The following is a 13,573-nucleotide window of genomic DNA, read 5'->3' as shown; positions in this document are numbered from 1 at the left end:
AACTATGGAGGTGGTTGCTTGGGGAGTTTAGTGGAGTTGCCACCATTGATACCACTCTACCCAGGCCGTTTCCAATTGTTGAAAGGTTTGAGTAATCTCATCCGGAGTTGCATCCGGGGCGATCGGGGCGGAGATGAGGGTCCATAAACAACTGCTATCCGTTAAATCTTTTTGTCCAGCTAACCAGGCAAAAAAATGAAGGTTATGGCGATATTTATTGCTGATAAATTGTTGCTCTGTGAGGGTACTGGGGGCATTCGGATTGAGGCAAGCGGTGATGGTGGCAGTTATATCCCCTTTTTGCAAGATATAGCGTTGACCAGGGGACTTGCCAGCAACGATCGCCGTTTTTGAGTTTTTCAACTGCCAACTGGGTAAAGTAACTTGCTGAGGATAGGGGAAAGGATGTTCTGACAAGGTTTTCACCCTCCCAGGTTGGGAAGCACTAAGTTTGGCGATCGCCACCATGGCACTGAGAATAGGTTGGATTAGCTCGGTCTTAACGTCCGCATTGCTATGATTACTGGGCGCCGTCTAACTTCGTGCTTGACCGGTGTTTAACTTAAGAAAATTAGGCCATTTAGTTCCTTGCTATACTCTGAGTGTGCCGCTGATCGCCACTAAGATCACCGTTCAGCTTCGAGTCTCCGCTCCCATAAAGATCTCTCAAAGCGCCCGAATATTCCATGGCTCACGATGAAGCAGAAGAATTTTTAGCAACAGAAGAAGCAGAGATTGAGGCAGTCTCACCCCCAGCAACTTCGAAAAATTTGGTGCGGGTTTATCTCAACCTTGTTTTGCGAAAGTGGTTTATCATTGTCGCTTTTGCCGGGGCTGGCTTAGTGGTTACTTCTTATCTGAGTACCCAGGACCCCTCCACCTATGTGGGCCGCTTTGAAATCTTAATTGAACCAGTTACATCAGCAGAAAAGCTAACAGATGCCTCTGTATTAACCCGTAGCAATGATTTACCCAGTCAAGAACTTTTAAACCTTGATTATCCCACCCAACTAAAAATCCTTAAAAGTACGGTACTGTTGTCAAAAATTGCCGCTGAAGTTCATAATATTCTCCCCCAGATTCCAGAAGCAGCAATGTTACAAAATTTGCAGAAAAATTTAATTGTCAAGCGTGTGCAAGAAGGAAATAGCCGCTTCGACTATACAAAAATCCTTGAAGTAATCTATGAAGGCAATGATGCCGTTTTGGTGGAGACTGTTTTAAAGGTAACTGCCGAGCAATATTTACAATATAGTCTGCAGGAACGGGAAAATAGTTTACAAGCTGGTGTGAGCTTTATTGATGAACAAATTCCAATTTTAGAAACCCAAATCCGCGCCTTGCAAGGACAACAGCGGACCCTACAACAGCGCTATAACATAATTAGCCCCAATCAACAGGCCACTAATCTCAACGAGGCTTATCAAGCTAATCAACTCGATATCCAGAAAATTGATGAAGAGCTGGAAGAATTAAGATCATTAAAATCAAACCTAGAATCAACTTTAGGGCTTTCACCATCAGAAGCATTGGTTGTCCTTGATCTGAGCCAAAATCCAGAGCGCCAAAATCTGTTACAGCAATTGCAAGAAGTAGAAACGATGATTGCCGCCGAATCCAGTCGTTTCACCAATGAAAATCCCATAATGCAGGACTTGTTTCAAAAACGGAACAATCTGCAAACTCTTTTAGAAACTAGAACTAAAGAAATTCTCAAATCTAGCTCCCTAAAAGGTGATAATAACCCCAATATTTTTATGTTTCAGAATACCAGCCGAATTACCATGCTGGACCAGTTAATTGTGACGCAAAATGAAATTGCTAAACGCTTAACTCGCCGGCAAGTTCTGGTGGCTAACCAAGAGCGTCTTCGGATTAACTTAGATCAATTTCCCACCATTGCGGCTCAATACGATGAGGTGGCACGACAGCTTGATTTAAAGAAAGGGTTACTGGATACATTAGCCAATCAACGGGAAACGTTGCGGGTGGAAGCGGCCCAACAGGATGTCCCTTGGAAAATCATTTCTGCACCAGCTATTCCCCGGGGGCCCGATGGTTTGCCGATTTCTTTCCCCCCTGATCCGAAGAAAAAAATGATTGCTGGTATGGGGAGCGGCCTAGTTTTGGGATTGCTGCTGGCGATCGCCTGGGAAAGGAGTCGGAATATTTTTTACAGCAACAGCGACCTTAAATTTGGCTTGGGTTACTCCGTTTGGGGGGAATTGCCGCTGCTGGATTCAGGAATTGCCCATGATAAAGATGCTTTAGAAGACGAAGTTTTGCCCACAGAAGCAAATGAGGCGATTGTTGCCATGGGGGAGGATAGGGGCCAGCAAATTTACACCAATTTTTATTTTCAGTATCAAGAGCAAGGTATTCGTTCCATGGCCATGACGGCGATCGATAACGAAAGTGGTCAAGCATCTGTGACGATGCAATTTGCCCGGGCCGCAGTCAATGCTGGTCAGACTGTTTTGGTGATAGATACCAATTTGCAACATCCCGACATTCATCACCATGGCAATAATACTGATGAATTGGAGCAGGGACTGGTCAATGTTTTAAATAGCGATACCGACCCGCAACAGTTACTTAATCTAGTCCACTATGAGGACGGTTTGGCAATCATCCCTGTTGGCACAATGAACGCTGGCCATCCCATTCGTTTACAGCGCTGGCTGAGTCGCCTCGACCCGGCACTCCAAACCTTGACCCACAAATATGATTTGGTCATCTATAACGCCCCATTGTTAACTGTCCCAGATACCCCCTTTCTTTTGAATCGTACTGATGGAGTCTGTCTAATAGTTCGCCTTAAATATACGTCCCAGTCCCAAACTCACCAGGCTTTAACAACGGTAGAAAAGTTTCAAATTCCTGTCCTAGGGGTAATCGCCACCATCTGAGGGATTGACGGTTAGGGATTAGGGAAGATGCCAAAGAATTTAGCGGCTCCTGCAATGAGAGCAATGATTAAAGCTGTCAGAATGCCTCTGCTGGTAAATTCCTGATTTTCCAGACGCTTGCCAATGCCAGTGACCTTTTCATCAAGGGTGCTTATCTCGCCAGAGAGTCTTTCGTCAAGGGTTTTTATTTGTCCAGAGAGTTTTTCATCGGTGGTTTTTATCTGTCCGGATAGTTTTTCATCGGTAGCTTTTATCTGTCCAGAGAGTCTTTCGTCAAGGGTCCTGATTTCCCCTTTAACTTCTGCTTGGGAAACTTTAATGTCACTGATGTCTTTTTCAATTCGGTCTAGCTTGCCGTCTATCCTTTCCAGGATTTGGGCCAAGTCAGTTTCAACTGTTGGCATGATGGGTTAAACTCCTTTGGGATTGATTGAAGGACTTGCAACGTCACGGACTCCTCCCTGCTACTTTTTAGGATAATTGATTCGGGGCTAATGGTGAGATCGCCCCAATTCCGGGCACAACTAGCCTTGGAGGCAGTAAAGGAAGTCAAAATTCACTTAGGTGGGTCCAATCAATGGAAAAGAAAACTCGTGCAAGAATTTATGAAAGTTGCATATCTGATTAATCAGTACCCCAAGATTAGTCATAGTTTCATTCGTCGTGAAATTCTGGCTTTGGAAGAGCTTGGTGTTGTCGTAGAGCGTATTTCTGTTCGACCCATTGCCCAGACTGATTTAGCAGACGAAGCCGATCGCCAGGAATGTCAACGAACTCGGGCACTGCTGGGGGCTGGATTGATACCCTTACTAGGGAGTGGTCTTTTTTTAGCAATCTCCCGCCTGCCCCCATGGCTGAAAACCCTCGGCTTAACCATACAAGTGGGTCGGCGATCGCACCGGGGACTACTGCGCCATTTTGCCTATTTCTTGGAAGCTTGTCTGCTGTGGCGGTGGCTCAAAGCGGCGGGTATTACCCATATCCATGCCCACTTCGGCACCAACTCCACCACCGTTGCTATGCTCTGTGCCAGTTTAGGAGACATTAGTTATAGTTTTACCGTCCATGGCCCGGAGGAATTTGACCGACCGGAGGCGATCGCCATTCCCGAAAAAATTAGCCGGGCCCGCTTTGTGGTGGCCATTAGTTCCTACGGCAAAAGTCAACTTTACCGCTGGTGTAGCTTGGCAGATTGGCCCAAAATTCAAGTAGTCCATTGTGCATTGGCGGCGGATTATCTCCAACAAGAAATCACCCCGGTACCAGAGGTTCCGCAACTAGTCTGTGTAGGCCGACTGTGTGAACAAAAAGGGCAATTGCTTTTAGTACAAGCAGTGCGACAATTACGGGATAACGGTATTGCGGTAAAGCTGGTTTTAGTGGGGGATGGGGAACTGCGATCGCCCATTGAAGAATTAATTGAGCAATATCAACTCGAAGAAAACATTACTATTACTGGCTGGGCCAGTAGTGCCATGGTGCAGCAACATTTATTAGCTTCCCGGGCCATGGTTTTGCCGAGTTTCGCCGAAGGTTTACCGGTGGTAATTATGGAAGCCTTTGCCCTGGGTCGTCCGGTGATCAGCACCTATGTGGCCGGCATACCGGAACTGGTCAAACCGGGGGTTTCCGGCTGGCTTGTGCCCCCAGGCTCCATTCCTGATTTAGTAGAAGCAATGCAGTCTGTTTTAACTATGTCTTGTGAACAACTTACCGCCATGGCCGCAATGGGTCAGCAAGCGGTGCAGATGGATCATGATGTTCATAAAGAGGCTGAAAAATTAGCCCAGCATTTTCACACCTACGCATCGGCGCCGTAACTATGGCTTCCCTCAATAAACTGGCCATTCGTGGCACCATTTGGACTTTTGTTGGCTATGGTTCTAGTCAGGTGCTCAGACTGGCGGGTAATCTGGTGCTGACTCGTTTGTTGGTGCCGGAAATGTTTGGCCTGATGGCGTTGGTAAATACCTTTATCATTGGTCTCAATTTATTTTCTGATATTGGCATTGGCCCCAGCATTATCCAAAACAAACGGGGGGATGAGCCTAGTTTTCTCAACACGGCTTGGACTATTCAGGTTATACGGGGTGTTGGGCTATGGCTCTGTTGTTGCCTTATTGCCCTACCGGTTTCCCGTTTTTATGGCGATCGCCAACTAATTTGGTTACTACCCTTGGTGGGGTTTTCTACCATCATTGCGGGGTTTAACTCCACGGCATTATTTACCCTCAACCGCAAAATTGATCTGGGCAAGCTGACCCGTTTTGAATTCATCGTGCAGTCAATTGGGCTGGTGGTGATGATTGTCTGGGCCTGGTTCAATCCCACCATTTGGGCGTTGGTGATGGGTAATTTTGTGCTCAGTCTGGTGAAAATGATTTGGAGTCATTACCTGGTGGCTGAACCCCGCAATCGCTTTACCTGGGATCCCACTGCTTTACAAGAAATTGCTCGCTTTGGCCGCTGGATTTTTGTTTCCACAGCCATGACCTTTCTCGCCACCCAGGCCGATCGCCTGATTCTAGGGAAAATTTTCAGCCTAACCTTACTGGGGGTTTATACCATCGCCTTTACCCTGGCAGAACTACCCCGGCAAGTTTTGAGTCGAGTCAATGGCAAGGTCATGTTTCCCGTAATTTCCCAACAAATAGACTTACCCCGGGCTGAGTTACGCAGTAAAATCCTTAAAAAACGCTGGTTATTACTAGGGGCGCTGGCGATCGCCATTGCTGTGATGATCAGTTTTGGCGATTGGCTTATTCTTTTTCTCTACGATGAACGCTATCGGGCTGGGGCCTGGATGTTACCCATCCTAGCGGCCGGTTTATGGTTACCAACCCTGGCTTTAACTATTGATCCTGTCCTCTATGCCCTAGGTAAGCCTCAATTAGTGGCGATCGGTAACTTTGCCAAATTTGCCTATATGCTGATTTTTATTCCCCTGGGGTTTCACAGCTTTGGGGTTTTAGGGGCGGTGATTGTGGTGGCGGCCAATGATCTGCCGTACTATCTAGCAGTGGCTTACGGGGTTTGGCAGGAAAAATTGAGTGGTTTTCGCCAAGATTTACTCTCCACTCTATTACTACTGGGGGTTGCTAGTCTTTTGATCACAATTCGCTGGAGTCTGGGACTGGGTTTACCGATTGAAGCGTTATGGAGTTAGGAGTATGAAAATCACCTTTGTTTTACCCTATGCCGGTTTAGCGGGGGGCATTCGGGTGGTGGCCATTTATGCCGATCGCCTGCAAAAACGAGGCCATGAGGTATTTATAATTTCCCAGCCTCTACCTAAACCTGGAATAAAGCAGAGAATTAGCCAATGGCTTCGGGGGAAAAAGACCCCTGCTCAGCCGTCCGCCTCCCATTTTGACGGGTTAAACGTACCCCATAAAGTGCTGGAAACCTGTCGTGCCGTTGGCGATCGGGATTTACCAGATGGGGATGTGGTGATTGCTACCTGGTGGGGAACCGCTGAGTGGGTAGCTAAACTTTCACCGAGCAAAGGGCAAAAAGTTTACTTTGTCCAACACCATGAAATACATCCCTATTTTCCCGTCGAGCGAGTTAAGGCCACCTATCGTTTGCCGCTGTATAAAATCGTCATTGCCGAGTGGCTGAAAAAGGTGATGGCAGAGGAATATGGGGATTCCCAAGTCTCCCTTGTGCCCAATAGTGTTGATTTGGAGTTATTCTCAGCGTCCCCCCGGGGCCGTCAAACTGTACCCACCGTTGGCTTTATGTACTCCACTAAAGCTTGGAAAGGAACGGATTTGGCGATTCAGGGTTGGCAACTAGCTCAGGAAAAATTACCAAATTTAAAGGGCATTGCCTTTGGTTCTGAACCTGTTTCCAGCAATTTACCTTTGCCGGAGGCGATCGCCTATCATCACAAAGTTGCTCAGGAGAAGTTAAAAGAAATTTATGCAAGCTGTGATGCCTGGCTGTTTACCAGTCGGTTGGAGGGGTTTGGTTTACCTATTTTAGAAGCCATGGCCTGCCGCACCCCTGTGATTGGGACCCCCACGGGAGCGGCCCCGGAACTGATAGAGCAGGGAGGTGGGATTTTAGTACCCCCTGAAGATCCAGCGGAGATCGCCGCAGCCATTGTCAAAATCTGCACTCAACCCCTTGAACAATGGCAAACGTTGTCGGACAAGGCCTACCAGACTGCCAGTTGCTACAGTTGGGATGATGCCACCACCTTATTTGAACAGGCTTTAGAGGAAGCAACCATGGCAACAGCAAACGATCCATGACCCCCCAAGCCCAACTGGTTCTCCTGCTGTGGTTACCAGTTATTCTGTATTTCTTTCGACGCTACCCTCCCCGTACCGCTGTCATGGTCAGCTTTTTGGGAGGCTTACTTTTTCTGCCGCAACGTACTGGCTTTGCTTTGCCGCTTATCCCCGACTATCAGGGCATGGTCGCCACCTGTTACGGCATTGTGGTGGGGCTTTGTATCCATGATTTGGAACGGCTGAAAAAATTTCGGATTGAATGGCTGGATATACCCATGATGTTGTGGTGTATTTCTCCATTTATGTCCTCTGTTACCAATGGTTTAGGGGCCTATGACGGCGTTAATGAATCCATCACTCAAACTGTGGTTTGGGGCTTACCCTATATGTTGGGCAAGCTGTACTTTAATCGCCTAATTTATCTCAAACAATTGGCTGAAGGCATTATTAAAGCAGGTTTAATTTATGTGCCCATCTGCCTCTGGGAAGGACGCATGAGTCCCAATTTGCACCTGATTGTTTATGGCTATTATGCCCATCCTTCCGGCATTAGTCAGGCCATTCGCTACGGTGGCTATCGTCCCAATGGGTTTATGCAACATGGCTTGATGGTGGGGATGTGGATGATGACAGTAGCATTAATTACCATCTGGCTCTGGCAGTCCAAAACCTTTACCAAAATTTGGAATTACGAAATTAAATCATTGATTCCGGTCCTGGTGTTTACCGTGATCTGGTGCCGCTCGACAGGGGCCTATGGTTATTTTTTCTATGGCTTGATTATTCTCTTTACTGCTAAATTTCTAAAATCAAACTTGCCCCTACTCATTTTAATTTTTGGCCTTGGCTGGTTCCTCTATATGAATGTGACCGGTCAGTTCCATGGGGATAAAATTCTCGCTTTTTTAAGTGAATATACCAATCCTGATCGCATTCAATCCCTGGGCTTTCGCTGGATAAATGAGGAGATTTTAGCGGAAAAAGCCCGAGAGCGATTTTGGTTTGGTTGGGCGGGCTGGAAACGCAATCGGGTCTATGAAGAAAACTGGATCGGCGAAATTGTCGATGTGTCTGTGACCGATAGCCTCTGGATTATTGCCTTTGGCATTCAAGGAGCCTTTGGCCTGCTGAACTTAACCCTAGCCCTGCTCTTACCCCCGGCCGTTTTTGCCACATTTCGCTATCCCGCTAAGTTATGGCTCCATCCGAAAGTTGCCCCCGCCGCCGCCCTGGCCACCTGTCTGGTGCTGTTTAAGTTGGATTCTGTGATTAACAATATGTATAATCCGATTTTTCCCCTGATTAGTGGTGGTTTAGCGGGATTATGTTTACAACCACCGGAATCTTTAAAGCCCCAGTCCCGATCGCCAGCGGTTAAACAGGTAAAAAAACAGAAGCAGAAATCTAGTGAGCAGGGGAAACTCAAAACCAAGCCGGGGCGCTCAAAGTCAGGGTCAGGCAAAAGGTCTAAAGTTAGACGCAAAGTTGTACATAGGGCAGGCACGAAATCAGACAGCGATCCATCAAGCTAAGAACAGGTTGCAATTGCCCATCTCACGATCGCCGTCACGCCCCCATGAACACTTCTTTCCTCGAATCCCCCACCTTTCTCATCGGTGCCGAACGTTCTGGCACAACTCTGCTACGCTTGATGCTGTCTCACCATTCGCAAATTGCCTGGTGTAATGAGTTTGAATATGTCATCGATCAGGTAAGTGATAATGCTCAATTTCCCAAAGTATCTGACTATCAGGATTGGTTAAAGACCCATCGTATTTTTCAGGCTACTGGGTTTGAGGTTTCCCCTAACTTGACCTATGGGGAATTGGTGCAAAGCTTTTTACAGCAAAAACAAGCTCAGGAACAGAAGCCAGTGGTGGGGGCAACGGTACACCGACACTTCGATCGCCTGTTGGCCATTTGGCCCAATGCCCGTTTTATTCATATTGTGCGGGATCCCCGGGATGTGGCCCGCTCCTGCATCGGTATGGGCTGGGCGGGTAATGTGTGGACTGGTTCCCAACGCTGGCTGGAAGCAGAGCAAGATTGGGAGGCGTTGAAGCAAACTCTACCGGTTAATAACTACGTTGAGATCAGTTACGAAAACCTAATTCGTGAGCCCCAAACTGTATTGACCCAACTGGCCAATTTTTTAGGGGTCGCCTACGACCCGGCGATGTTGCAGTACAACCAAGACACAACCTATGACCAACCCGATAGTAGTTTTCTCAATCAATGGCGACGCAAATTAGGCGATCGGGAAATTCAACTGGTGGAATCCCGAGTTGGGGATTTGTTGTTGCAACGCGGCTATGAAGCCAGTGGACTGCCCACGATCCAGCTTACAAGTAGTCAAATAAAATCTCTTAAATTGCAGGATTGGTGGGCCCGGGCAAACTTTCGTTTACAGCGTTACGGGGCAGTCTTGTTTACTTTAAATTACATTACCAGTCGTTTACCACTTCGGGCGTGGCGGGACAGAATACAACTGAAAATCAACCAAATTGACTTGGAATATATCAAATAGATTTCGGTACTCTTACTGCAATTTCATTACTTTTTCCCCGCCCTAAGAGCGTGTTTGAAAAGCCCCCCTGGTCCCCCAAGTTTGGGGGGAAACTAAATCAAAGTCCCCCAGTATTGGGGGATTTAGGGGGCAGAATCCGACTTTACAAACAGATTCTAAGCAACTTATTAAAAGGTATTCCATGTCTTCCGCTTTCTTCAACTATTTTGATGGCACATACATTATTAACCTAGCCGAACGAGGTGATCGCCGTCGGGAAATGATCCAAGAGTTTCAGCGGTTTAAAATTCTTGGTTTGCCCAAAAATGCTGCATTTTTTACAGCGGTAAAGCCATCAGACCAAGGAAATTTTCCGAGCCTGGGGGCCAGGGGGTGTTTTCTAAGTCATTTGGGAGTTTTGAAAGTGGCCAAAGCCCAAAACTTGGAACAGGTTCTCCTATTGGAAGATGATGCCACATTTACAAAAGACTTAGTTCAAAATCAAACCCAATTACTGCAAGAGTTACAAACGACTTCCTGGGACTTTGTTTACTTCGGTCATAATGTTTCAGCTAACACAAACTCCCTTTTGCATCTCTATGATGAGCCAATTATTCAAGCCCATTTTCTCGCCATCCATAGCCGTATTTTTGACCAGTTGATCGACTTTTTAGAAACATTGCTAGAACGTCCCGGTGGTCATCCCGATGGCGGCCCCATGCATGTGGATGGAGCTTATTCCACCTTTCGCCAACAAAATCCCCAGATCAAAACCTTAGTCGCCTCAATTCCATTAGGATTTCAACGGGCTTCCTGTAGTAGTATTGCCCCTCGCCAATGGTTTGATCGCTGGCCCGCCGCCACCAATATTGTCAATCTGGCCCGCAAAGCTAAGAATATTTACCAAAAAGTAGCTGTCTAGGAAGTTCTTTTTTCCCTCTAGTTGCTAAGAGTATTTGCAAGATTATGGCCATAATTGCTTCAAACAATAGCTGGGATTTGTATCAGCTTGCCGTTGTTATTCTCAATTACCGTACCCCCCAGCTTGTAGTGGATTGTTTGGCATCATTAGTATCCCAAATTGACCCCCAAACCCAGCAAGTAATTGTAGTTGATAATGCCTCGGGGGATGACTCGGTGGAAGAGATTGAAAAGGCGATCGCCAACAATAATTGGCAAGATTGGGTAAGGCTGTTGCCTTCGGATGTTAATGGTGGTTTTTCAGCGGGCAATAATTTGGGAATCCAGGCAATTCGAGCGGAGAATTATCTACTCCTCAATAGCGATACCATTGTGCGGCCAGGGGCAATTCAAACCTTATTAGTAGCCCTAGAACAGTATCCAGAGGCGGGACTGTTCAGTCCCCGCTTGGAATGGCCCGATGGCACTCCCCAAATTAGTTGTTTTCGGGATCATTCACCGTTGAGTGAAATGATTGATGGGGCCCGTACCAGTGTAATTACTAAACTCTTGCAACCCTTTGATGTGCCCATCCCCGTCACAGAACAGTCCTTTGAACCGCAGTGGACAAGTTTTGCCTGTGTTCTCATCCGGCGATCGGTGGTTGAACAAATTGGCTTAATGGATGACGGTTATTTTATGTACTACGACGATATTGATTATTGTCGCCGCGCCCGTCAAGCTGCCTGGAAAATTCGCTATATTCCCCAGGCCAGTGTGGTACACCTACGGGGGGGTAGTGGTTCAGTGAAATCCGATGTGGCCAGCCGTAAACGTCCCCGGCCCTATCTATATGCGTCCCGATCGCGCTACTTTGCCAAATTTTATGGCCCCCTAGGTTTAGCCCTGGCTAATTTAGGTTGGTTGGGGGGATGGGGCATTGCCGCCCTACGGGAAATTCTGGGCCAGAAAGAACCCCACACCTGCGATCGCCAATGGCAAGATATTTGGTTTCAATGGCGACAACCGTTAAAGCCCTACCGTCCGGAGTAGAATTTCCAAAGTTAAACATTTCGTAAACATCGACAAAAGCGGTGGGGAAGCATACTGAAAACTATCAGGAATTTAACCCAATGTTCACAGCACTATGACGGACTGCTCCCCAACTACAGATCATCCAAAAGGCCCCGATTTTATCATTATCGGCGGCATGAAATGTGCCACCAGTACCCTCCACGAACAACTGGCTCTGCAACCGGGGATTTTTATGACTTCGCTGAAGGAACCCAATTTTTTCAGCAATGATGAGGAGTTCGCAAAGGGGATGGACTACTACCAGTCCCTTTTTGCCGGGGCCCAGCCCCAGGATCTCTGTGGTGAGTCCAGCACCCATTACACGAAATTGCCCACCTACCCTGACACCGTAAAACGTTTAGCAGAGGCATTTCCCCAGACCAAATTTATTTATGTGATGCGTCATCCCATCGATCGCCTGGTGTCACAATATATCCATGAATGGACCCAACGGGTGGTAAATACGGACATTAACACGGCGATCGATCAGTTCCCAGAGATGATCGAATACAGTCTTTATAGCAAGCAATTACAACCCTACTTTGAGCAGTTTGGACGTGAGCGGGTGTTACCTGTCTTTTTTGAACGGATGTTAGCCCATTCCCAGGCAGAGTTAGAACGGGTTTGTAACTTTATTGGCTATCAAGGAACTCCCATTTGGCAAGAATTAAATCCGCAAAATGTATCCAGCGATCGCATACGCATCTCAGGCTGGCGAGACTTTTTAGTCGAAGCACCGGGATTAAAGCAGCTACGCCGCTGGCTAATTCCTAAATCTTTACGAACCTGGATAAGAAGCCTCTGGAGTATGAAAAAACGTCCTCAACTTAGCAACGAACGGTTAGCATATCTCAAAAAAATCTTTGATCAAGACTTGCAAGTATTAGGCTCTTGGCTAGGCATTCCCCTAGACTGTACCACCTTTAAAACAACGGTGAAAAGCCAAAATTCGGCGTGGTTCAAAAGAGATCAAATTTAGGTACTACGGGCACAATAAATTGAGGTAGGGGTCGAACCTAGATAAGAGTAGAATAGTGCAAGATGACCCTTAAAGCCTTATCCTGTAAGCATTAAGCTGTTGTCGCTATACAGGGAGTGATCTGAATTTTGTGTAAGGGGAGTAAAATCCAATCAAAAGGAGGACACCCCTTTATGGTACAAAAAAACAAGAAGCAAATTGTGTGGATACCTTACTAGACGAGTTGCTGGAAGAGTATCAAACCCCGGAAGAAATACTGGGAGAATCAGGACTACTAAAACAACTAACCAAACGCTTGATAGAGCGTGCATTGGCTGGGGAACTGAGTCATCACTTAAAAAATCAGGCAGAGGAAGAGAAGCGCAATAGTCGCAACGGGTACTCAAAGAAAACAGTACAGTCGGAGCAAGGAGAAATGGAATTGGCCATCCCCCGAGACCGGCAGGGAAAATTTGAGCCAGTGCTAGTGCCCAAAAATGAGCGTCGCATCGCGGGATTAGATGAGAAAATCCTTGCTTTGTATGCGCGTGGGATGAGTACTCGAGATATCAGTCCTCAATTGGAGGAACTCTATGGGGCAAAGGTGTCCGCCAGCATGATTAGCGAGGTAACTGACGCGGTGCTAGAGGAAGTGAAAGCCTGGCAAGCCCGTCCATTGGAGGAAATCTACCCGATTGTTTACCTGGATGCTCTGTACGTCAACATCAAAGTCTCAGGTCGAATCAGCAAGCGAGCCGTCTATATTTCCTAAGAAAGTGTTTGAAAAGTTTTAAGCAAGCCTTTGAAGGATGAGATGAACCATGGCAACATAGAGCATGGTCTCACTGGTGGTAGGTAAATATTCATAATCTTTGCTTAAACGACGATAACGACCAAACCAAGCAAAAGTGCGCTCGACTACCCAACGGCGGGGTAGGACTTCAAAGCCTTTTTGTCCCTGCTTTTTGCTGACCACATTCAAGGT

12 protein-coding genes and 1 pseudogene are annotated in these 13,573 nt (G+C 46.9%); 10 read left to right on the top strand and 3 right to left on the bottom strand.

What is annotated here, in order from left to right:
* Positions 1-27: 27 nt before the first annotated feature.
* Positions 28-426, bottom strand: a complete 399-nt coding sequence (locus H6G46_RS11060) for a cyanoexosortase A system-associated protein (RefSeq protein ID WP_234376125.1) — start codon at positions 424-426, stop codon at positions 28-30.
* A gap of 260 nt (positions 427-686) precedes the next feature.
* Between H6G46_RS11060 and H6G46_RS11055 the strand changes: the two genes are divergently transcribed.
* Positions 687-2,909: a cellulose synthase operon protein YhjQ/BcsQ gene (locus H6G46_RS11055; RefSeq protein WP_011153589.1), complete on the top strand. Its 2,223-nt coding sequence runs from the start codon at positions 687-689 to the stop codon at positions 2,907-2,909.
* A gap of 11 nt (positions 2,910-2,920) precedes the next feature.
* Here the strand turns inward: H6G46_RS11055 and H6G46_RS11050 are convergent, their stop codons facing one another.
* Positions 2,921-3,313 (bottom strand): hypothetical protein, encoded by a 393-nt coding sequence (locus H6G46_RS11050; RefSeq protein ID WP_011153588.1) that lies wholly within the window; start codon positions 3,311-3,313, stop codon positions 2,921-2,923.
* Between the two features lie 201 nt (positions 3,314-3,514).
* Here H6G46_RS11050 and H6G46_RS11045 point away from each other — a divergent pair, with 201 nt between their 5' ends.
* The 9 genes and pseudogenes from H6G46_RS11045 to H6G46_RS11005 all read left to right on the top strand — a co-directional run.
* Positions 3,515-4,729 (top strand): glycosyltransferase, encoded by a 1,215-nt coding sequence (locus tag H6G46_RS11045; RefSeq protein ID WP_041428272.1) that lies wholly within the window; start codon positions 3,515-3,517, stop codon positions 4,727-4,729.
* A 2-nt stretch (positions 4,730-4,731) separates the two neighbouring features.
* Positions 4,732-6,075 carry an oligosaccharide flippase family protein gene (locus tag H6G46_RS11040; protein ID WP_011153586.1) on the top strand — a complete coding sequence of 448 codons (1,344 nt, stop codon included), beginning with the start codon at positions 4,732-4,734 and terminating at the stop codon, positions 6,073-6,075.
* 4 nt (positions 6,076-6,079) lie between these two features.
* Positions 6,080-7,168 carry a glycosyltransferase family 4 protein gene (locus H6G46_RS11035; protein ID WP_011153585.1) on the top strand — a complete coding sequence of 363 codons (1,089 nt, stop codon included), beginning with the start codon at positions 6,080-6,082 and terminating at the stop codon, positions 7,166-7,168.
* Complete coding sequence (locus H6G46_RS11030; protein WP_011153584.1) at positions 7,165-8,682, top strand: hypothetical protein; 1,518 nt, start codon at positions 7,165-7,167, stop codon at positions 8,680-8,682. The genes H6G46_RS11035 and H6G46_RS11030 overlap by 4 nt, the downstream gene beginning before the upstream one ends.
* Before the next feature lie 44 nt (positions 8,683-8,726).
* Positions 8,727-9,677, top strand: a complete 951-nt coding sequence (locus H6G46_RS11025) for a sulfotransferase (RefSeq protein ID WP_011153583.1) — start codon at positions 8,727-8,729, stop codon at positions 9,675-9,677.
* Between the two features lie 181 nt (positions 9,678-9,858).
* Complete coding sequence (locus H6G46_RS11020) at positions 9,859-10,578, top strand: glycosyltransferase family 25 protein (RefSeq protein WP_041428259.1); 720 nt, start codon at positions 9,859-9,861, stop codon at positions 10,576-10,578.
* Positions 10,579-10,622: 44 nt separating this feature from the next.
* Positions 10,623-11,609, top strand: a complete 987-nt coding sequence (locus tag H6G46_RS11015; RefSeq protein ID WP_011153580.1) for a glycosyltransferase family 2 protein — start codon at positions 10,623-10,625, stop codon at positions 11,607-11,609.
* Positions 11,610-11,703: 94 nt separating this feature from the next.
* Positions 11,704-12,609, top strand: coding sequence for a sulfotransferase (locus tag H6G46_RS11010; RefSeq protein WP_041428258.1), 906 nt, complete (start codon positions 11,704-11,706; stop codon positions 12,607-12,609).
* A 151-nt stretch (positions 12,610-12,760) separates the two neighbouring features.
* A pseudogene (locus H6G46_RS11005) lies at positions 12,761-13,357 on the top strand (transposase); the annotation flags it as partial.
* A gap of 21 nt (positions 13,358-13,378) precedes the next feature.
* Here the strand turns inward: H6G46_RS11005 and H6G46_RS11000 are convergent.
* On the bottom strand, positions 13,379-13,573 hold a 195-nt coding region (locus H6G46_RS11000), incomplete at its 5' end, for a transposase (RefSeq protein WP_190759855.1).

The sequence above is a fragment of the Synechocystis sp. FACHB-908 genome (genome assembly GCF_014698595.1).
Lineage (GTDB): Bacteria > Cyanobacteriota > Cyanobacteriia > Cyanobacteriales > Microcystaceae > Synechocystis.
Note: the sequence above shows the minus strand (reverse complement) of the source record. Positions and strands in the feature narration are given on the sequence as shown.